The 20,758-nt window shown below is 62.1% G+C and carries 16 protein-coding genes; 6 read left to right on the top strand and 10 right to left on the bottom strand.

Annotated elements, in window-relative coordinates:
* The first annotated feature begins 74 nt into the window (after positions 1 to 74).
* From AB4Z15_RS07675 to AB4Z15_RS07665, 3 genes are all read left to right on the top strand, one after another.
* Positions 75 to 935 (top strand): FAD-dependent oxidoreductase, encoded by an 861-nt coding sequence (locus AB4Z15_RS07675; RefSeq protein ID WP_442006289.1) that lies wholly within the window; start codon positions 75 to 77, stop codon positions 933 to 935.
* A 127-nt stretch (positions 936 to 1,062) separates the two neighbouring features.
* Positions 1,063 to 1,755, top strand: a complete 693-nt coding sequence (gene deoC / locus AB4Z15_RS07670) for a deoxyribose-phosphate aldolase (protein WP_442006290.1) — start codon at positions 1,063 to 1,065, stop codon at positions 1,753 to 1,755.
* Between the two features lie 52 nt (positions 1,756 to 1,807).
* Complete coding sequence (locus AB4Z15_RS07665; RefSeq protein ID WP_442006291.1) at positions 1,808 to 2,035, top strand: hypothetical protein; 228 nt, start codon at positions 1,808 to 1,810, stop codon at positions 2,033 to 2,035.
* 61 nt (positions 2,036 to 2,096) lie between these two features.
* Here AB4Z15_RS07665 and AB4Z15_RS07660 read toward each other — a convergent pair whose 3' ends face one another.
* The 7 genes from AB4Z15_RS07660 to mfd all read right to left on the bottom strand — a co-directional run bounded on the left by AB4Z15_RS07660 (position 2,097) and on the right by mfd (position 13,844).
* Positions 2,097 to 2,906, bottom strand: coding sequence for a PIG-L deacetylase family protein (locus AB4Z15_RS07660; protein WP_442006292.1), 810 nt, complete (start codon positions 2,904 to 2,906; stop codon positions 2,097 to 2,099).
* Positions 2,896 to 4,038: a glycosyltransferase family 4 protein gene (locus AB4Z15_RS07655; RefSeq protein WP_442006293.1), complete on the bottom strand. Its 1,143-nt coding sequence runs from the start codon at positions 4,036 to 4,038 to the stop codon at positions 2,896 to 2,898. The genes AB4Z15_RS07660 and AB4Z15_RS07655 overlap by 11 nt, the downstream gene beginning before the upstream one ends.
* Before the next feature lie 5 nt (positions 4,039 to 4,043).
* Positions 4,044 to 7,028 carry an oligosaccharide flippase family protein gene (locus AB4Z15_RS07650; protein ID WP_442016789.1) on the bottom strand — a complete coding sequence of 995 codons (2,985 nt, stop codon included), beginning with the start codon at positions 7,026 to 7,028 and terminating at the stop codon, positions 4,044 to 4,046.
* Between the two features lie 35 nt (positions 7,029 to 7,063).
* Complete coding sequence (locus tag AB4Z15_RS07645) at positions 7,064 to 8,494, bottom strand: glycosyltransferase family 4 protein (RefSeq protein WP_442016788.1); 1,431 nt, start codon at positions 8,492 to 8,494, stop codon at positions 7,064 to 7,066.
* On the bottom strand, positions 8,491 to 9,303 hold the full coding sequence (locus tag AB4Z15_RS07640) for a glycosyltransferase (RefSeq protein ID WP_442006296.1): 813 nt from the start codon (positions 9,301 to 9,303) through the stop codon (positions 8,491 to 8,493). The genes AB4Z15_RS07645 and AB4Z15_RS07640 overlap by 4 nt, the downstream gene beginning before the upstream one ends.
* A gap of 94 nt (positions 9,304 to 9,397) precedes the next feature.
* The gene (locus tag AB4Z15_RS07635) at positions 9,398 to 10,207 is read right to left on the bottom strand and encodes a metal-dependent hydrolase (protein ID WP_442006297.1); all 810 of its coding nucleotides are present in this window, start codon (positions 10,205 to 10,207) and stop codon (positions 9,398 to 9,400) included.
* A gap of 4 nt (positions 10,208 to 10,211) precedes the next feature.
* Positions 10,212 to 13,844, bottom strand: coding sequence for a transcription-repair coupling factor (gene mfd / locus AB4Z15_RS07630; RefSeq protein ID WP_442016787.1), 3,633 nt, complete (start codon positions 13,842 to 13,844; stop codon positions 10,212 to 10,214).
* Between the two features lie 193 nt (positions 13,845 to 14,037).
* Between mfd and AB4Z15_RS07625 the strand changes: the two genes are divergently transcribed.
* The 3 genes from AB4Z15_RS07625 (at position 14,038) to nhaA (ending at position 16,215) form a co-directional block, all read left to right on the top strand.
* The gene (locus AB4Z15_RS07625; RefSeq protein ID WP_431119148.1) at positions 14,038 to 14,535 is read left to right on the top strand and encodes a DUF2505 domain-containing protein; all 498 of its coding nucleotides are present in this window, start codon (positions 14,038 to 14,040) and stop codon (positions 14,533 to 14,535) included.
* 1 nt (position 14,536) lies between these two features.
* A complete protein-coding gene (locus AB4Z15_RS07620) occupies positions 14,537 to 14,758 on the top strand; it encodes an SCO4848 family membrane protein (protein WP_442006299.1) in 222 nt (73 codons plus the stop codon).
* A gap of 158 nt (positions 14,759 to 14,916) precedes the next feature.
* The gene (gene nhaA / locus AB4Z15_RS07615) at positions 14,917 to 16,215 is read left to right on the top strand and encodes a Na+/H+ antiporter NhaA (protein ID WP_442016786.1); all 1,299 of its coding nucleotides are present in this window, start codon (positions 14,917 to 14,919) and stop codon (positions 16,213 to 16,215) included.
* A gap of 33 nt (positions 16,216 to 16,248) precedes the next feature.
* On the opposite strand, the gene sufU is transcribed toward nhaA, so the two are convergent.
* The 3 genes from sufU to AB4Z15_RS07600 form a co-directional block, all read right to left on the bottom strand.
* Positions 16,249 to 16,701 carry a Fe-S cluster assembly sulfur transfer protein SufU gene (sufU, locus tag AB4Z15_RS07610; protein ID WP_442006301.1) on the bottom strand — a complete coding sequence of 151 codons (453 nt, stop codon included), beginning with the start codon at positions 16,699 to 16,701 and terminating at the stop codon, positions 16,249 to 16,251.
* A gap of 59 nt (positions 16,702 to 16,760) precedes the next feature.
* Positions 16,761 to 18,089 (bottom strand): cysteine desulfurase, encoded by a 1,329-nt coding sequence (locus AB4Z15_RS07605; RefSeq protein ID WP_442016785.1) that lies wholly within the window; start codon positions 18,087 to 18,089, stop codon positions 16,761 to 16,763.
* A 133-nt stretch (positions 18,090 to 18,222) separates the two neighbouring features.
* Positions 18,223 to 20,730, bottom strand: a complete 2,508-nt coding sequence (locus AB4Z15_RS07600; RefSeq protein ID WP_442016784.1) for an ATP-binding protein — start codon at positions 20,728 to 20,730, stop codon at positions 18,223 to 18,225.
* Positions 20,731 to 20,758: the final 28 nt, after the last annotated feature.

Below are 20,758 nucleotides of genomic sequence, written 5' to 3'. Positions count from 1 at the left end.
AAGGGGGAAACACCCGCGAAAAACCGGCACCCTACGCTGATGATCAACAGGTCACGCCAGCGAAAGGGCCAAACATGTCCTCCACACCCGTTCACATCGTCATTGCAGGCGCAGGTCCCGCAGCCCAGGCTTTGGTGCGGCGGCTGGCCGGCAGCGGTTCAGGTTCCCGGCAACGCCCCTTCGATGGCACCGTCACCGTGCTCAGCAATCGCGACGAATGCCCCGAGGCGCTCCTGAAACTGGCAGAACTGCCGCAGGTCTCGGTCCGGTTCGGGCAGCCGGCAAGCTTCATCGACGCCGCAGCAAAGATCGTCACCACCGTGGACGGCATGGAGTTCTCCTACGACCAACTCGTGATCGCCACGGGTTCAGCTCCAAGCCTTCCGCCGGTCGCCGGGGCCGAAGACGGTCTGAGCTACTCCACCATCGACGACGCCGCGGACATCGGTGAAGCAATCAAGGACGTCACCAGGATCGTCGGCCGGCGCCCGCTGGGAATCCTCGTGGGCAATGGTCCCGCAGCGGGCCAGGCAGAAGCCGTGCTCCGGGCCCGCGGTGTCCGTCCCGTCCGCACCACCCTCCGGCCAGCCGCCGTCGTTCGTTCCACCTCAGGTTCCACGTCGGCGGCGACCGGCATCCTGTTCGAAGACGGCAGCAGCATGAACGGCGACCTCGTGGTCCTCGCCGAGGAACGTATCGCGCGCAGCGAGCTTGCCGAAAGCGCAGGTCTCCTGATTGCCTCCGACGGCGGGATCGCAGTAGGGCGCGATCTCACCACCTCCGTCCCCGGCATTTGGGCGATTGGCGACGCGGCTTCCTGCGACGGCCTCCGACTGGGTCTTCTCCTTTCTGCCGAATCCTCCGCGATGCTGTGCGCCTCGGGGATGCTGTTAGGCGCATGGGGCAGCGACCAGAGTGCCGCGCTGGCGGCCTGACTGCGGCTTCTGTTGCCATTGTGGACAACCCCAACCGGCATCCGGACCATATGGCAAGATGGTCCTTTGACGGGCAGTGACAACCCTGCGGCCATCGGGCCGGCCACGCCCGGCACGGAAGGATCCCATGAGCAACGAAGCCGTCGCGCCTGCAAGCATCGCCTCGTACATCGACCACACACTGTTGAAGCCGGAGGCCAGCGAGGCCGAGGTTTTGAAGGTTTGCGCCGAGGCCGTCGAGTACAAATTCAAGTCCGTCTGCGTCAATCCGATTTGGGTCAAGACCGTCACCAAGGCCCTCAAAGGATCCGGAGTCTTGACCTGCTCCGTTATTGGGTTCCCGCTGGGCGCCACACCCAGTGACGTCAAGGCATTCGAAGCCCGCGGTGCAGTGTTGGATGGCGCCGATGAGATCGACATGGTGATCAACATGGCGGCCGCCCGCGCGAATGACAAGGGTGCCTTGGTGGATGACATCACCGCCGTCGCCGAAGCTGTCCACGCCGGCGAAGCGATCCTTAAGGTCATCATCGAGACGTCCATGCTGACCGATGAACAGAAGGTCATTGCCTGCGAAGCCGCCGTGGAGGCAGGGGCTGACTTCGTCAAGACCTCCACTGGTTTCAACGGCGGCGGAGCAACCCTTGAAGACGTTGTCTTGATGCGCAAGACCGTCGGACCTGATGTTGGGGTCAAAGCGTCAGGCGGAGTGCGGTCCCTGGCTGACGCACAGGCTATGATTGCTGCTGGTGCAACACGTATCGGAGCGAGTTCCGGAATAGCCATTGTCAAAGGTGAACAGGGTTCATCGGATTACTGAGGCATCCGCAACCGCCACAGATTTTGAGCCCTGCGGGGCCGAGGAGGAATGAATGTCCAAGAACGCAACAAGCGCTCCCATTGAAAAAGAGAACAACCTCGGCACAAGCATTGTCCTGTTCGTGGTCATGATCGTGCTCTTCCTGGGGGCTATCTACTCCCTGTCCTTCCTCAGCCTGGATAACCCGTGGCCGATGGCCGTCTGCCTGGGCCTGTTCGCCCTCGCATTCTGGATTCCCCAGACCATCCTTGGCCGCTCGGACTCAGCTGGCGAAAGCTAAACGTTCACGCAGTTTTTCAATGGCCCGGGCTAACGCCTGGGCCATTGCTTTTGGGGCGGGCTTAACTGCTTGAGCTTCGGGAAGGATGCGGGACAAAGTAGGTTTCCGCTTTGATGGGAATTACACCGCTGGGGAACAACCCATCCGCTTGTGTGGAGTACTGCCTGATCCGCGGGTGCTTGGATGACAAGCCTTCTTCCCAAATCCACGGTTGGTACCCAAGGCGCGCTAACCCTGCCGTATCCGGCGGCGAGACCAAATCGTAGGGAAAGTCCGAATAAAGGACCAGGTTTTCAGGGTGGCCTTCCCCGGCCTTGCGGGTGATGAGGTGGTCAACATGGCTACCCACACCTACAGGAACGAAGAGCAGTTCGGCCTTGGTCACGGCCATTAGCTCGGCAACATCGTCCTGGAGTTGCCGGATGAGCGTTTTATCTCCCCGTGCTATCCGTCCGAGCGCGATGTCGAATCGATACGTCGAGTAGCGGTGTGTCAGTTCCGGCAGGAGCTTGTTCCACGCGCCTTTGGCGAGCCGCGGTAACTGGCGACGACGGAACAAGGCATCCACGGCACCCAGATGTATGAGCTGTACGCCCATGGCAGCAAGGACAGCCTTGTCCTCTGCTTTGCGGGCCTCGAATAGTTGCACCCCATCCTCAAGCATGGACTGACGCACGAAAGAGCGGGCGGCCCGGGTGTGCGGTGCAGGGGAGGCTTCCGTGAACACAGTTGCCACGATGATCTCCCGTTCCTGCGCCTGCGCCTCGATAAGCGCACCACAGGACAAAACCGCGTCATCAAGGTGGGGCGACAGGAACAGCCAGGGAGCGTCGCCTGCCAAGGATCGTTCGATTTTTGATTCAATTGCCATGCGGAGGCCCTTCCTGTGGATGAGGCCCGGTTGGAGCTGCTTCAGCAACTGCATTACGAAAGGATGTGGCCTGCATTTCGGCGAGCCGGTCCCAATTGAAGCCTGAAGCAAACGCCCTGCCTTGGGCCCCCACCTCCATCAGTCCATCCTGCGGGTATCTGCGCGTTATCTCGGCAGCAAGGGCGTCGACGTCGAACGCCGGAACCAACCAGCCGGCGGCGTCGGGGACAATCTCCCTCAAGCACGGGATATCGAAGGCAATGACCGGAGTTCCAACAGCCAATGACTCGATGGCCACCAACCCAAAGGTCTCCTGCCTGGAGGGAACAACCACAAGCCGCGCATCACTCATTGCTTGAAATTTCTGCTCCCCGGAGAGCCACCCAAGGAGCCGTACCCGGCTGGAAAGGCCCCTCTCTTCAATGACGGCGCGCAGCTTTCCTTCATCAGGGCCAGCACCTGCAATCAGGAGCTGGCCATCCACGCGGCCCGCACATTCTTCCCATGCTGCCAGCAGCAAATCGAGACCTTTGCCACCGAACTCCAAACGCCCAATGCATAGGATGTCCTGTCCGGGTTTGGGTTCGGGTTTCCAGGCTGCGGGATCCACACCATTACCGATCACCTCCACACGAACGTGGGGGTTCATGGCCGTCAAGCGGTCAGCGATGCCCTGCGACACTGCGATCATCCGCCGGTAACGCCTAACACCCCACTGTTCCACCCAATGCAAGGGCAACCCATATTCACGTGCTTTCTCTCGCGCATGCAGCCACTGGACCAGGCCAACTGTGGGGCGCTTTGTCCAGAGCGGCGCAGCCATGCTGGAAAACGGCGCGAAAAAGTCCTCCACCACCAGATCAGCGGCTCCGCGACGCCGTCGAACCTCAAAGGGCAGCATCAGCACGTAGCCCAGGAGCCGGGCTAATCTGTTCCGCCCCTGGCCTATTCCGATCGGCACGTAGTGAACGCCGTCCTGCACACGTACAGACCACCCGGGGTATCTGGTGGTCAGGACCGTCATTCGGAAGCCGTTGGCAACCAGCCGACGATCGACCTCGTGTGTCCTCACTGATCCCCCACCGGCGCCGGGCATGCCTGGGTCTTCGAACCCGAGATGTAAAACCCTCATGATCTTTACCGTTCTGTGCCATGGTCTTTGGACGGGAACCCGATATTCGCCGATGCCGCAACGTCCAGATCCGCTTCCCGCACGAACCAGAGCGTCGTATCACCATTGGTGGGTCCCTCGGAAGTGAAAACAGGAGTTGCGTGCTCCTTTAGCCAGGCGAGCATCGTGGGATTCGCGTAGCCGTATCCCTGGCTGGTGGGCAGCGACTGGGTCAGGATGTAATTGACGCCATGCTCTTTCATCAAGGGTGCTGATGGCCAGATTCCGAACCTGGCGTCATCCCTGAATGCCAACTCCGCAGTGCTGTTGGTGACGCTGACGCGCGCATCAGTCGGGAGGTTCGCTTTGACCCACTGCCTCGCACTGGCAAAGCCATTGTCCACAGTGAGTGCCGTGCGCACCCCAAGGAGCACCGCCAAAGCAATGAAGCAGATGGACATCGCCGCGAGGGCCCTTCGACCCTTCGGATATCTCTCAATGAGCTCCACCACGGCCAGCACTGAGCACAGGACCCCTGCCACCATGACGCCATACCCATATTGCTCTTCGAAGGTGCCGAAGATGGCGCTGTAGGCGCCCGCGACACCCAGAGCCAGCCCCGCCAGTCCAACAAACCGCCGCCCTGCATGAAGGCTGAAGCACAAGAGGAGGCTCACTACGGGACACAGTGCCAGGAGAATATAACTGGTGCCAAAGTGACCGCTCTGCTCGATCAACCGTGACACGATGCTCGGCGAGCCTTCCGCCGTGAAACCCGTGTTCTTCTCAACCCCGGACATCCGGAGCAGCCCATTGCTTTTGGCCCACACCCAATCCGGCATTTGTCCCCGCAGCGCTACCACGGCGAGGTAAGCGGCATAGGGAATGGCAGCCACCGCCGCCACCACCGCAGCTTTTTGCCAGGGCAGGGTCTGCTTCCACAACACAGCAACCAGCACCGGAACGAAGGTGCAGATGATGAAGAAGTCCTTGCACAGAACTCCGTATCCCAGAAGCAATCCCGCTAGCGCCAATCGCAGGAAAGGGACAGGTTCCTTTGCCCGCTTCGGCGTTCGCAGCAATATCAAAAACCCTGCAAGCACAGCGGCCATGGCCGAGGTCTCGAGGAAAGCATGGCTGTTGTTACGCAGAATGAAAGGCTCGAACGCAAGTAGCACAGCGCAGAGCCACGCGGGCGCGGCACTGGTGAGCCTTTTGACAAGGAGGAACCCCAAACCCACTGTCAGTGCTCCGAGCGCGGCGTTGAGCCATCGCAAGTGCAGTACGACATCCACAATTTCGCCGGAGACGTTAAACAGCCTGATGATGCCGGCTTCAAGGATGAAATAGCCGGGCGGGTGGAGGAAGAAGGGCCCGTCAGGGAGCGTGGGAAAGTGGCCGGTACTGACAGACTCGCCTAAACGCACGTACAGCAACTCATCCACCCAGAGCTCGAAGCCCCGTTCAAGACCAAGGGCACGAACGCAGAAGGCTCCGGCAACAACGGCGAAGAACGGCATCCAGATGCCCGTGAGTCTCTGAACGCGCCGCGCAACCTTGCTCCAGCCGGGCAACAGACCGCGCTGATGCGCCAGTATGGCAGAGCCCGCGCCGGACGCCAGGAGCAACCACAGCAATGGTTGAAACTGGCTGGCCACGCCCAGCACGACAGCCAGTCCGGCTGGGTAGGCAAACCACCGCCAGGCCACGCCTCCCGGACGCTTGGCGGCGGCAAGAACGGGACGAGCTATAAGGGCCAGAACCACGGAGGCCAGCACGGAACCCGCCGCTGAGCCCACTGCCATGCCGGCAACAGCATTCAGACACCAGCCAGCCCACAACCCACCCACCACCAGAAGGCAAGCGACGGCAAGGCCTACCTGGCATCGCCGGTACGCCCTCACCGCGAGAAGGATGGTGGACAGTACCATCAGCACCGCGTAGCCAAGGCCAGCTACCGCCAACCATGGCAGCAGCTCCAGGGAGCCGTGATACTTCTGGGGCACAATCAGCCCGGCCAGCGCGTGCGGTGCCGTCGCGATAATGACGAAGGCCACTACCGCCAATTGCCCAAAGGAGGTGAAGGCGGCTCCAAGGATCTTGCGCACGTCCGCGCCTGGGGTGCGTAGCAAGGGGAAAACCACCAAGGCAGTACCAGCCGCTACATACACCGGCCCCTTGGCAACTGACGCCAAAGCTTGGAATCCGGCTGCAGCGGAGGATCCTTCGTCCAGAAATCCAACCACCACAACATCCAGGCCAACCAGTACCGAAACTACGCACAGCACCGATGCGATCTCGATGGTCTCCGCCCACCGCCATTTGTCCAGAAGCACACGCGGACGCCAATGCAGGTCCCGGTAGAAGGAAAGTGGCACGGCAAGTGGAGCTACTGAACCCACAGCAAATCCGAGGACCGCTCCCCCGGCACCCCAGGCCAGGAAGATCACCAACACACTGAACCCGAGCCTGAGGACAACTTCGCCGATGTTTGTCAGGGCAACCCAAGTGAAACGCAATTCACCCTGCAACCAGCCCGAGGGTGCCGTCACGATGAAGATGGCCAGCGAACCCAGCGCTACAGCTCCAGCCAGCGCTGGTGTGGCAAAGGCCAGAGTCACCATTCCTGTCACTACGGCTGCCGCTGCTCCCGCCAGGCATGACACAAAAACCGAGAAGGCCAGGCCATCCTTGCGTTCCTCGGAGCCTTCAGGATTGACCGCGACTACATGGGACAAGGGAAGAGGTACCAGCGCTGATGCGACAATCCCCACGATTCCCATCAGCATCGCGGCCGACGCAAAATGCGTGTAGTCGCTGGTTGGCAGCATGTTGGCCATGAGTAAACTGCAGGCGTAACTGACTGCACCCACTACACCGGCCGACATCGCCAGGAAGACGCTGTTCTCCCCTACTTTGCTGTTCTCACCTACTTTGTTTCTCCGTCCCGGCAGACTTTCCACACCACCGGGCTTGGTTTCCTGATCCGTTTGAAGCAAAGTGTCAGCCATGTCCACACTCCTGGCCGATTCCGGCCGTATGCGCCCTACAGGCCATCAACGGCGTGGGCAGGCGAAGCAGCGCTTGCGGGTCCGGCCAGCAGGACGCTTCGTCCGGCCGGTTGCAACTCTGCCGAGTCAACTCCGATCTGCTTCAAAACCGCGAAGGCTTCGAACTCATCGCGGCCTTTCATCAGTACCGAGGCTTGGCCGTCGCCCTCCCACACTTCATCGGTGGGACGCAGTATGGCCCGGAGATCGGTGCCTGGCGGTAGTTCGAAACGAACCAGTGTGGACATATCGGAGCGGGAACTGCGTCCACCGGTGGCTTCCAGGCTTTGCGTCTCTTCAAGGACAACACCAGCCAGAAGCGCCGAACTCCGCTCCCACGTAAAGCAACGTGCCCACTCCTGGCATTGTGCAGAGAACTCCTGCGATGCCTCATGGGCAGCCAACGCCTCCAAGGCGGCAACCATGGCGCTCCCGAATTCCTTGGCTGTATCCACCAACCATCCTGTGCTGCCGTCCACTACGGAATCGCGGATGCCTGGAACACGCAATGCAAGGCAGGGAACGCCCCAAGCCGCTGCCTCGATGACTGAACATCCCCAGCCCTCGGACGCCGACGTGGAAGTAGTAAGCCATGCCCGGTTCAGCAGCCTGTTGCGGACCTCGTTGGGCTGATAGCCGTGGAAAGTCACAACGTGGCTCAGCCCCAGGTCCATCGCGAGTTGCTGAAGGCGGCCCCTTTCGGGCCCATCGCCCACGATTTCCAGGCGCAGATTAGGGATACGGGAGGCTGCAACGGCAATCTGGCCCAGCAGCAAGTCCAGTCGTTTGTGCGGCACCAAGCGGCTGACCACCGTAATGGTGGGCTCAGGCGCCCTGGGCCCAACCTCGGCCGGGACGTCGATGGTGCCATTGGGTACTACGTGTATAGGACCGGAAAACCCGAGCCTGCGAAGTTCCAACCGTGTGGAGGGTGATACGGCAACAATGGCACGCTGGCCATAGACAGCTTTTGCGCCGCGGCTTTCCAGGAAACGACCGAGGGCAGCCAAGGGCGGAGAGAACCTGCTGCTGAATTGCTCTTGGTGAACGTGATGGATCAGTTGAATGATCGGCGTCCTGCCCGGCATGAAGAGCGGCGAGAAGAACGGGATTCCGTTCTGGCAATCCACCACAGCATCGTAAAGACTGCCTGTTCGCACGAGCTTGAGCGCGGCGTGGGCATAGATTGCCAAGGGACCGCCAGCGCGAAGTATCCGGATGCCGTCGATGACGTCCTCCGCAGCCTGGTTCGCTTCACGTCCGGTAAACCACGTGACTTCAGCCCCGGCCTCTATCCACCTGCGGGAAATCTCGTGCATATATTGCTCGGCGCCCCCGGCCTGTGAATGGCCGACGTCACGCCAGTTCAGGATAAGTACGTGCTTTCCAGCAAGATGTGTCGGCGACATTGGGAAAGCACTGGTCATAGGATCGATTTCTCTAGTTGAAGCACGGAGGCAAAACTGGCGATTCCGTCGTGGAATGGCCGGAAGGTTGACGATTCTCCGTCAGTCCAGGCGACAGGCAGTTCGATGATTCGGGCCCCTTGGTGTTGCAGCCTCAGAAGCAGCTCCACATCAAAGGCGAATCCCGTCGCGCGGCATTGGACCATGGCAGCCGTCAGCGAGGACCGCTCAAAAAATTTGAAGCCGCACTGGGTATCGAAGATGCCCTTCACTTTGGACTTAGTTAGTGCGCGGAAAGCAGTACCGCCGACGCGGCGTCCCAGTTGTTGCGGACGAACCAGGGTGGAACCCGGCGCGTGGCGCGAGGCAATAACTGCTGCAGCACCCTCTTCGAGGTGGGACATGGCAGCAGTCAGCGTATCCAAGGGTGTGGCCAGATCGGCATCAAAGAATCCGGTGAAACGTGACGTACCGCTGAGGAGGCCCCGGCGGACAGCTGCCCCCTTGCCGCGACGGGAACACCCGATCACGGAAATCGGGACGGTGCTCCCGGTCTCACGGCTTCCTGTCTCGCGCGAAATACGGCGGACTACAGCCCCGGTCTCGTCAACGCTGGCGTTATCCACCACCACGATTCGAGACGACCAGGGCTGACTTGCCAGGAAATCGACGGCTTGCAGCAGGGTATTGGGAATCCGTCCGGCCTCATTGTAGGCCGGAATTATGACTTCAAGATCAACCAGGGAGCGACGCAGAGAATCCACATGTCGCAGTGCCCGAAGGCTTCCCCTGCTGCCGACGTGCATACTGCGTGAGTGGAGCACAGCCATCTGAACCTCCGTATACGTGAAAACGCAAAAGTTCGTTTTCTCGTAAAGGGAGTGGGCACAGGCCGCGAGACATGACGCCAACTTGGCATCCCGATCAAGGGGCCTGGATCACACCGCCGAATGCCGCAAGCACTCCGGGCCAATGTTGCTGGGCCAGAGCCCAACCCGCTGCCCCCATTCCCACCATGGCGTATCCACTGACGGGTATCAGGACCAGCCACTCCCGCCGGGAGCCTGCCTTGCCCAGCAAGGGAATGGAGAAAGCACCGTTGGCCCGCCAGATGCCACTGATCAGCGATTTCCGCAGGAATTTAGGTGGCTTGATCACGATTGGCCACAGCAAAGGCACACCGCCGACCGTAATCATGTCCCCCACAATGTGGACCACGACGCCCGTCAGCATTGACAGCGGCAACCAACCCCATTGATCCGGTGCAAACCAGGTAACCAGGCCAGCCATCAGCACAGCGAACAGCCAGTTGGTGATCCAGCCGGACTTCGGAAACAGGTTCAAAGCCTTAGCTGCCAGGTTGATCATGAACATACACAGCAAACCAGCGCCAACAGAGAGCTTCCCTGCCGGTGTGATCATCTGAAATTGAGCTGCCATGGCTGCCAGCACTACAAAGGCCGAGGCTCCCAACAGCGAGTGTGTGCCTTGCCGGTGCCCTCCGCTGGCTTTCTCGATTCCCACTGCAATGACATTCGAAAGCGGCGGCAGCGAATTCGCAATGGTGCTGTGCCGGTGGTCCCAGTCGCACACCAAGGCGGTGCCCGCCGTCGCCATGGCTCCGATCAGGATGCCGGTGGAGTCCAGCGGATACCAGCCCAAGGCGTAGGGGCCGGTCGAGGCAATGGCAATCCACGCCGCGGCTCCCGACGCGGCGTGGTGTCCTCCCATCATTCGCTCAGCCTGCCTTTACGGGTACATCTGAGAAGATCGCTTCGATCACGTTGTTGGCCCACTGGAGGATCTCGGCGTCCTGCAGATCACGGCCACCGATCCTGGCCGTTTTGGGCTTGGGGATCAGCACAGCATCCAACGCAGGCTTGACCTGGGAACCCGGGTACATGCGGTTCAGGCGCATGGTTTTGGATTCGGGCAATTGCGCCGGCGAGAAGCGGATGAAGTTGCCTTGGAGCGCGACGTCGGACAGGCCGGCCTCGCGGGCCCCCACCCGGAAGCGCGCAACGGCGATGAGGTTCTGTGCGGGCAGCGGCGGCTCACCGTAGCGGTCCACGAGTTCGGCGAGGACCTCATCAATGACCTCGGTGGTCACCGCCGCGGCCAGCTTTCGGTAGGCCTCCAGGCGCAACCTCTCACCCGGCACATAATCATGCGGCAAGTGGGCGTTGACGGGCAGCTCGATCTTCATCTCGGCTGCCTTTTCCTCGGCCTCGCCGCGGTACTCGGCAACAGCCTCGCCCACGAGCCGGATGTAAAGGTCGAAGCCCACTCCCTGGATATGTCCGGACTGCTCACCGCCCAGCAGGTTGCCGGCACCACGGATTTCGAGGTCTTTCATAGCCAGCTGCATGCCGGCGCCGAGCTCGTTGTGCGCCGCCACAGCCTTGAGCCGCTCCAGGGCTACCTCGCCCAGGGGCTTTTCCGAGGGATAGAGGAAATAGGCGTAGGCACGTTCACGGCCACGACCAACGCGGCCACGGAGCTGGTGGAGCTGCGAAAGTCCGTACTTGTCGGCGCCGTCAACAATCAGGGTGTTGGCGTTGGAGATGTCCAGCCCGGTCTCAATGATGGTGGTGCAGACCAGGACGTCGAACCGTTTCTCCCAGAAGTCCACAATGATCTTCTCGAGGCGGCTCTCGGACATCTGCCCGTGCGCCACTTCCACCCTGGCCTCGGGGACCAGCTCGCGGATCTGCGCTGCAATTCGTTCAATCGAGGACACGCGGTTATGCACGAAGAACACTTGCCCTTCACGCATCAGCTCGCGGCGGATGGCCGCTGATGTCTGCTTGTTCGTGAAGGGGCCCACATAGGTGAGTACGGGGTGGCGTTCCTCCGGCGGGGTTGCCAGGGTGGACGTCTCACGGATGCCCGTCAAGGACATTTCCAAGGTACGCGGAATCGGCGTGGCGCTCATGGCCAGCACGTCCACGTTGGTGCGCATCTTCTTCAGTGCTTCCTTGTGTTCCACACCGAAGCGCTGCTCTTCATCCACGATCACCAACCCCAGGTCCTTGAACTCAAAGTCCTTGGACAGAAGCCGGTGCGTACCGATCACAACATCGACGGCACCGCTTTTAACGCCGTCGGCGGTTTCTTTTGCTTCCTTGCCGCTTTGGAACCGCGAAAGGGGTTTCACCCGCAGCGGGAATCCGGAGAAACGCTCGGTGAAAGTTTCGTAGTGCTGCTGGGCCAACAGCGTGGTGGGCACCAGGACTGCCACCTGCTTGCCGTCCTGGACAGCTTTGAAAGCGGCGCGGACTGCGATCTCGGTTTTGCCGTAGCCAACGTCGCCGGAAACGAGCCGGTCCATGGGGATTTCCCGCTCCATGTCCGCCTTGACCTCGTTGATGGTGGTCAGCTGGTCGGGGGTCTCCACATACGGGAAGGCTTCCTCGAGCTCGCGCTGCCACGGGGTGTCCGGGGCGAAGGCGTGTCCGCGGGAGGCCATCCGGGCCGAGTACAGCCGGATGAGCTCTCCGGCGATCTCCTTGACGGCCTTGCGGGCCTTGGACTTGGTGCTGGCCCAGTCAGCGCCGCCCATCTTGCTCAAGGCAGGGGCGTCCCCGCCGACGTAGCGGGTGACCTGATCCAACTGGTCCGTGGGGACAAACAAGCGGTCCCCCGGAGCGCCGCGCTTGGATGCTGCGTACTCCAGCACCAAGTATTCACGCAGCCCTGCATCGGAGGACGACGTACCGGTCACCTTGCGTTGAATGAGCTCCACGAACCGGCCGATTCCGTGCTGCTCGTGCACCACAAAGTCGCCTGCGTGCAATTGCAACGGGTCCACGGCATTCCGCCGCTTGGACGGCATGCGCCGCATGTCCTTGGTGGAACTGGCGGTGGCGCGGCCCAGCAGGTCCGCTTCGGTCAAAAGGCCCAGTTTGAGGCCGTCCAGGACAAAACCACGCCCGACGGCGGCAGTGGTCACCTCGATGATGCCCGGCTGTGGATCGTTATCCAACGAGTCCACGCGAGCACAGGGGATGTCGGCATCGTGGAACAGCTCAACTAGGCGCTGTGCCGGTCCCGGGCCGTCCGTAACAACCACCAAGCGCCACTGCTCCCGGACACGGGAGCCAATGAAGTCCAGCATTTCCGCGACCTCACCCTGGTAACCGCGCGGCTCCCGGGCATGCAGGTTGAGGACGTCGATGTCCAACACCAGGTCCTCGTCCGTTGCGAGCGAGGTGATGGACCACCAGGAAACGCTGTGTTCCAAGGCGGCGGATCGGGTGTCTGTCAGGGAACGGAAGCTCGCGGCGTGCAAGTCAGTGGATGCCTGGGACGACAGATCAAGGGGCGCGGAACCGCCGTCGGACGCTGTTGACCAAGCAGCTTCCAGGAACTCTTCGTTGGTAGCAGCGAGGTCGTGCGCGCGGGTGCGAACCTTTTCCGGTTCGATCACCACGCTCAAGGACCCGGCCGGAAGCTGGTCCACGAACGGGACCATGGCATCCACCAGGACCGGAGCCAAGGACTCCATACCTTCAACGGCGATGCCACCCGCGATCTTCTCCAGCATGTCAGCCGCCGCCGGCATATCGGCTTTGAGCTTGGCAGCGCGGGACATGACGGAGGGCGTGATCAGGATTTCACGGCACGGCGGGGCGTGCAGTTCCGTGGGGTGGTGGATCCCGGGAGCGGACAGCGAACGCTGGTCGGCCACAGCGAACCACCGCATTTGGTCAACTTCATCGCCGAAGAACTCCACACGGATGGGATGGTCCTCCGTGGGAGGGAAAACATCCAGGATGCCGCCGCGAACCGCGAATTCACCTCGGTGCGTCACCATGTCAACCCGGGCATAGGCGGCGTCGGAGAGGGCCCGGACAACATCGGTGAACGAGCGTTCCTGCCCTACCTGCAGCGTTACGGGAACGAGGTCGCCCAAACCGGCAACAATCGGCTGGACCACGGCGCGAACCGGAGCAACCACCACACGCAAGGGTGCCGCCGTCGAGGTTTCAGGGTGGTTCAGGCGGCGCAGGACGGAGAGCCTGCGACCTACGGTGTCCGAACGCGGCGAGAGCCGCTCGTGCGGGAGGGTTTCCCAACTGGGGAAAGTAGCCACCGAGTCCGCGGGGAGATAGGAGGCGAGTGCCGCTGTCAGGTCCTCGGCCTCACGCCCGGTGGCGGTGACTGCCAGCACAACAGGGGCGTTCGCGGCGTCGGCTCCTTGGGCAGCAAGGCCATCGGCCATTTCTGCAAGGAGAACTGCCCGCATACCGGTAGGGGCGCTGATCTGGTAGTCGGTGCTCCGGGCCGAAAAGGCCCGCTGAGCCTCAGTTCGGACGCGCGCAAAAGTCTTGTCCTCCGCCAGTGCGCGGCGCAGACCGTTGAGGCTCATGGCTGAAACTCCTAGGGTGGGTCCAAGGGCAGGCAACACAAATGCCCGGAAATTCGAACGAATGCCGGGTCATTCCAGCCTACCCCTCCCTCAGGGCCCGTTGATGGCGGGACATTTCCGCTGTGGCCACGGACACCCCGTAGGATGTTGGGAGCTAAAAGAGCTTCACCACCAACATATCCACGGAGGACCCATGGCCCTGAGTGCATCCACCACCCTGCCGCACAGCGTTGACCGAGTAGCGGCCGTCTTTGTCGACGAAGACTTCCTGCGTCACACGAGCGAACTGGTGGGCGGCTCCCTGGAATCGTTCACGATCGACGGCGACCCTGCCGGCGCTTTCAGCACCACCACGGTTCGTACTCTGCCCACTACCCGTCTGCCGGATATCGCCCGCAAGTTCGTGGGCGAGCGCCTGACCGTCACGCAGACCGAGCAGTGGGAAGCGCCCGCAGCAGATGGTTCCCGCGCCAGCAAGATTGCCTTGAAAGTCTCCGGTGCCCCGCTTGATGTCACCGCCGTCCAGCGCCTCGTGGCTGAAGGCGCGAACACCCGGATCGAACTTGAGGGCAACGTTTCCTCGTCTGTTCCGTTCCTCGGCGGCAAGATTGCCGATGCTGCTGAGCCGATGGTTGGCAAGGCCTTGAACATCCAGTCGCAGCAGGCGCAGGCCTGGCTCGAAAGCCACTAGCATGCAGCTCCCTGCCATTCTGGGCTGGGTCCTGATCGTTGCCGGCGTATGGTCCCTGGTTGTATGGCCGCAGTTCCTGAAGCGCGTCATGAAGGACCCCCGGGCTCGCGACGCCGCAGGGAAGGCCACAAGGTTCCTCACGGTCCACGTGGTCCTGGTTTCCATTTCCATGGTGCTGGGACTAGCGACGGCGGTCATCGGGATCACGGGGCTTCTCGCCTAAGTTTCGCCCAAGTAAGTCGCAGCAGTGCGCGTTTTGAGAGCTCATAACGCGCACTGCTGCGACTCACTTGGGTAGAATGGACTTTGGTGTGCCGGGAAGTCTGGTCGGCGGTGTCTTTGCGATGCCTGCCCTTGACTACTCGACCCACAGGAGCCACCGTGGCCAAACAACCCCTGACCACCATTGTTTTCAGCCGCTCCAGCTACCCCGAGTACCGCCGGATCCTCTCGATCCTTCGAACAGAGACCGTGGGCGGCGCTCTCCTTCTGGCCGCCACCGTCATTGCGCTGATTTGGGCAAACTCCCCCGCCGCTGACGGTTATTTCGCATTACGCGACCTCAAAATAGGCTACGAACCCTGGCACCTGCAGCTCAGCGTCGGGCATTGGGCCTCCGACGGCCTGCTGGCTGTATTCTTCTTCCTCGCAGGCCTTGAACTCAAACGGGAGTTCGTTGCCGGGGAACTCCGGAAACCGGCCCGCGCCGTTGTACCGGTGGCCGCCGCCGTTGGTGGAGTTGTTATTCCTGCCCTGATCTACGTCCTCTTCAACCTCGGCTCCGCCTCGGAGACGCTCAAAGGCTGGGCCATTCCCACGGCTACGGACATCGCATTCGCCCTGGCCGTGCTTGCCGTTATCAACACACACCTTCCCGCCGCGCTCCGGACTTTCCTGCTGACTCTCGCGGTAGTGGACGACCTCATCGCCATCGGCATCATCGCTTTCTTCTACTCCACCGGGATCCAGCCCCTCATGCTCCTGGCCGCGCTGGTGCCGCTGGCCCTTTTCACGTTCCTGGTCCAGAAGCGGATCCGCAGTTGGTACATCCTGCTCCCCTTGGCCCTGGCCACCTGGGGCTTCGTCCATGCCTCCGGCATCCATGCCACCGTGGCCGGGGTGCTGCTGGGCTTTGCGGTTCCGGTCTTCAACAGCGGGAAAAAGGGTGAGCCGGAGGAAGGGCTCGCTGAGCACTTCGAGCACCGGCTGCGCCCATTCTCAGCGGGATTCGCCGTGCCTGTCTTCGCGTTTTTCTCCGCAGGGGTGGCGCTGGGCGGGTTCGACGGCATGCGGGCCGCGCTCAGTGATCCGGTGGCCGTGGGAATTGTTGCGGCGTTGGTAATAGGCAAGGCCGTAGGCGTCTTCGGTACCACGTTCCTGGTGACCAAAACCACCCGTGCGAGCCTGGATTCCAGCATTGCGTGGATCGACCTCTTTGGGTTGGCACTGCTGGCCGGGATCGGGTTCACCGTCTCCCTGTTGATCGGCGAGCTGAGCTTCGGCGCGGGATCTGCACACAATGACCACGCCAAGGTGGCCATCCTGGCAGGTTCCCTGATCGCGGCGCTGCTGGCCGCCGTCGTGCTCAGGGCCCGGAACCGGCGGTACCGCCAGGTTCAGGCAGAAGAACAACGGGACGACGACGGCGACGGCGTACCTGACGTCTTCAGCCGCGCCTAGCGCGGGGCTGCTCCGCCGCTGCTCGATGGGCTGCTAGGCCGTCGCCTGGTTCAGCGCGTCCTCCGCAGCAACCCACGAAATCATGGCGCATTTGACCCTGGCGGCGTAGCGGGCCACACCTTCGAACGCGGCAGCGTCTCCCAAAATCTCTGGATCCGCCTGCACCTTTCCACGCGAGCGGAGGACCTCACGGAAGTTATCGATCACGGCGTGCAATTCCTCTACCGACATTCCCTCGCCGAGGTCGGTCAACACTGAAGCCGACGCCATGGAGATGGAACAGCCTTCACCGTCCCAGCTGATCTGCCTGACCGTTCCATCGGCGACAGCCAGTCGGAGCGTTACCTCGTCCCCGCAGACCGGGTTGAGTTGGTGGGATTGCCCGGTTGACGTGCCCGTTGGGACTTCCGTGCCCGCGAGCCCGCTGCCGTGCCGCTGCTTGGAGTGGTCCAGGATGATCTGCTGGTACAGCTGGTCAAGACTCATGGTGCTGGTTACCCGTTCGTGGAAGTGTGTGGGGAGCGGCTGCAATTCGGCCGCGTGGGTCAGGCCTGGAAATAGGCCCGAACGCCAGACACGGCGTCAAGGAAGGCATCGACGTCGTCCGTGGTGTTGTAAAGGTACGTGCTTGCCCGGGTAGTAGCAGTCAGCCCCAAGCGACGGTGCAGTGGCTGGGCGCAATGGTGGCCGACGCGAACGGCGATGCCGCGATCGTCAAGGAACTGGCCGACGTCGTGCGCATGGACACCGGCGACGTCGAAAGCAGCCAGCCCGATGCGTTCCGCACCAGAAGCAGGGCCCACCACGCGGATGCCGTCGATGCCCTCAAGTCCCTTGACCAGGCGCTGACCCAACGTGGCTTCCCAAGCATGGATGCGGTCGATCCCGGTTTCGGACAAGTAGTTCATGGCAGTGGCAAGGGCAACCGCTTGGGAGATGCGCTGGGTTCCGGCTTCGAAGCGCTGGGGGGCAGGCAAATATTCGGCGCGCTCCATGGTGACAGTAGTGATCATGGAACCACCTGTGAGGAACGGCGGAAGGACATCCAGGAGTTCCTGCTTGCCGTACAGGACGCCGACGCCCGTGGGGGCCAACATCTTATGGCCCGAGAAAACCGCGAAGTCAACGTCCAGGTCCTTGACGTCAATGGGCATATGAGGGACTGACTGGCAAGCATCCAGGACCACCAACGCCCCCGCGCGGCGGGCGAGAGCCACGAGTTCGGCAACGGGGTTGATGGTGCCCAGAACGTTGGAGGCATGGGTGAAAGCCAGCAGGCGGGTGCGCTCCCCCACGATCTCTGCTGCGGCGTCCAGGCGAAGGGTGCCATCATCGGTGATGGGAATGTACTTGAGTGTGGCTCCGGTCCGGAAGGCGAGCTCCTGCCAGGGGATCAGGTTGGCGTGGTGCTCCATCTCCGTGACCACGATTTCGTCGCCCGGGCCGATCCCCAACTCCTTCAACGCTGAGCTGCCACGGCCCTGCGCAGCCCACAAAGCGGCGTTGGACAGAGCGTAGCTAATGAGGTTCAGGCCCTCCGTGGCGTTGGACGTCCACACGGTTTCCTCGTACTGGGCGCCGATAAAGTCCGCCACCGTCTGGCGGGCATCCTCAAAGGCCTCAGTCGCGCTCACCGCAAGTTGGTGTGCGCCACGGTGTACTGCGGCGTTGCGTTGCTCGTAGAACTCCTGCTCGGCCTCGATCACGCTCAAGGGGTTCTGGGACGTGGCCCCGGAATCGAGATAGATCAACGGCTTGCCGTTGACCAGTTGGTCCAGGACGGGGAAGTCGTTCCGGATCCGCAACACCTCCGCATTGTCCATGGCAGGAACCACGGACTGCTGCAATGAGGCGGGAGTTGATACGACTGTCAAGGGGCACTCCTTGGAAATCCTTCGGGGACACTCAATTATCCCACGGCCCGACGTCCCCGGAGATGTGCCGTACAGCACGTCAATATCCTGCAGTATTTCAGTCTCCAGCAGTCCTTCAATGGCCTGCAGTACGTCAGTGCCCTGCAGTACCGGGCAGCCATCCCAGTGGCGGAGCAACATCGCTGTCGAAAGCCCCGTGCAGCCGCTCCATCAAGGTCCAGGCGCGGCGGCTCGCCGCACTCCGGGTCCTTGCTTCGTAGCCGCTGGCCGCCCGGGCGTAACAGAGGGCCGCCTCTGCGAATTGCCGGTCTGCAGACAGACTCTTGCCGGCGGACTCAAGCAGCTTGGGATCATTACCCAGCAAAGCCGAAGCGAAGGTTCCCATCGCCGCCGCGCGGGCCCCCTGCAACGAGGCGGCAAGCTCACCAAGGCGGCGCTGCACCACGAGGTCCTCGACGGCGGACTTGCTTGCGTTGAGCGTCATGAGGGTCAACGCCTCGGCTTCCATCAAAGGACTTTGCTGGTCATGGAATGCCTCGGCTACCGCAAACAATTGGCTCGGTTTGCGCGAAACCTTGTCCTGCGCAGCCGCCACGAACAGGGCGCTCAGCTGGGGCAACAGACCTTCGTCAGACAGGCCTTCACGAGTTGGGCCGGCGTGGGCGGGACTGTTGTGGGCTGGGCTGGCGGGGGTTTCGCCGGCTGCGTCCTTTCCCGCCACCAAGCTTTGCTGCACCCTTGCCATGGCCTGCTCCGAATCACCGCACAGCGCAGCGGAGTACGCCAGCATTGCCGATGCCAACTGAAGAACCGGCGGCAGGCCGGCGTCGTGCAGTTCAGCCACAACGGGTTCCAGCGTTCGCAAGGCGGGCCGGGGAAGGCCCTGGCTGAGCTGTGCATATCCCCGCGCTACTTCCAGGCACCAGGCCAAGTGCGCTGGTACTGCGTAGGCCCACGGGCAATCCAGGAGGGCGTCCACCTGGCTCCATGACAGGTTGTGCCGCAGGTGCAAAACGTGGCGGAGGAGGACCCCTGGCCGGAACATTTCCAGCGCCGGATTGGCGTTGATGGCGGCCAAGGCAGCGGAAGACTTTTCCAACGCCTGTGGAGCGTCACCGGACAGCAGGAGCTGTTCGGCCTCCTGGACATTCCACATGACCCGGGCGGCTGGATCCGACGGTTCCTCCAGCCCTTGCGCCCCGCCGTCGGGCTTTGGCGGCATGGGTGAGGCCGCTCCCAAAAGGCTGAGGCCCATCAACCGGGAAGCAGCCTCGGCCTGCACCTCCGCCTGCACTCCTGCGCCCACCAACTCACGCAACTCCGGTGCTGCTTCTTTGAGCTGTCCTTCGGCAATGAGTGCCCGGGCACGGAGCATCCTGGCTTCATTCCGGTGACTTGAACCGTTGATGCCCACGGAAGCCCGGATGGCCAACTCAGCGGTGGACGGTTTATCAGCCGCAGGCGCTGCGGCGAGGATGAGTTCGTCGGAGAGGCTCAGCCCGCAATCGAGCGTCCAGGTCATCCACCTCAGCATTGCGGGTGCGGAGTCCGCCGTGAGTCCCGGCTCCTCGATGCCAAGTCGGAGCGCCGTGCTGCGCGAGTGGGGAACGGACAGCCGGATGCCCTCGCCCCTCAGCCATGAACTCGTACGGACAAGCGGCGGCCTTCCAGGCAGCACACGGATGTCGTGTGAGTCAAGAAGGTGTTCCACGGCTTTCTGGCCGAAGTGGTGCTCAACAACATCCAAGGCCAGGGGCTCGGCGAGCGCAATAACCTCCAACGCCTTCAGTTCTTCCGCAGCATGCTGGGAGATGTCGGCCCGGACATGCTCAACCACCCCTGGCCATTGGCAATGTGCCCGTACGTCCATGGTCCAGTAACCGTCGCGCTCCACCAGGAGGTGGGCGTTGCGTGCATCCTGGATGGCGAGGCAAAGGAGTCCTACGTTGAATCCGCACATCGACGCCAGAAGACTGCTGGCGCGCCTTTGAACCTTTCCGCCCAGTACGTCCTCGGACAGGGCCTGCGCCTCGCTGAACGTAAAGGGAGCCAGGAAGTACTGCTCGAGAAATCCTTCTTCCCACAACTGGTACAGATCCGGCGGAAGCGGGCGGCGGCTGTCCGCCGTCGCCACCAAGGTGGCTCCGAATCCCGGCATCAGCTGCAACAAAACCGCGAGGGATGCAGGATCAACGAAGTGGATGTCGTCCACGAGGAGGACCAGTGGAGGCCGTTTAGGCTCAGGGTGACGCTTGCCTCGACGCCGTGCAAACGGTGGTGTATACAGGTATTCCGCTGGACCCAGGCTTTGGGTGAGCGCCCGCAGGACATGAAGTCCAGGGAGGGCCGTTTGTTCGCCGGAGGGCTCTACTGGTGCGCTCAAAGCACCATAGACGGTTGTCTGGAGTTCCGGTTTGCCGGCGAATGTGCGAACGTCCACGGAGTCCGGGAGTCCTGCTTTGATGGAGAGCAACAAATGGCTCTTTCCAGATCCCCTGTCGCCTGTCACAACTATGCCATTGCTGGAAGGAGATGGTACTGCCGAAAGGATCAGATCCAGGATCTGCTTCCGGTCCGGGAATGTTGGCGGCCTCAGCCCGACTGTGACAGTGTCTTGGTCCAGCCAGGGGTCCGGCAACATGCGCACTCCAATAGCAGCAGTCCCTTGG

Source organism: Paenarthrobacter sp. 2TAF44 (assembly GCF_052114885.1).
GTDB lineage: Bacteria > Actinomycetota > Actinomycetes > Actinomycetales > Micrococcaceae > Arthrobacter.
The sequence above is the reverse complement of the archived record's forward strand: the minus strand, read 5'-3'. Positions and strand labels throughout refer to the sequence as shown.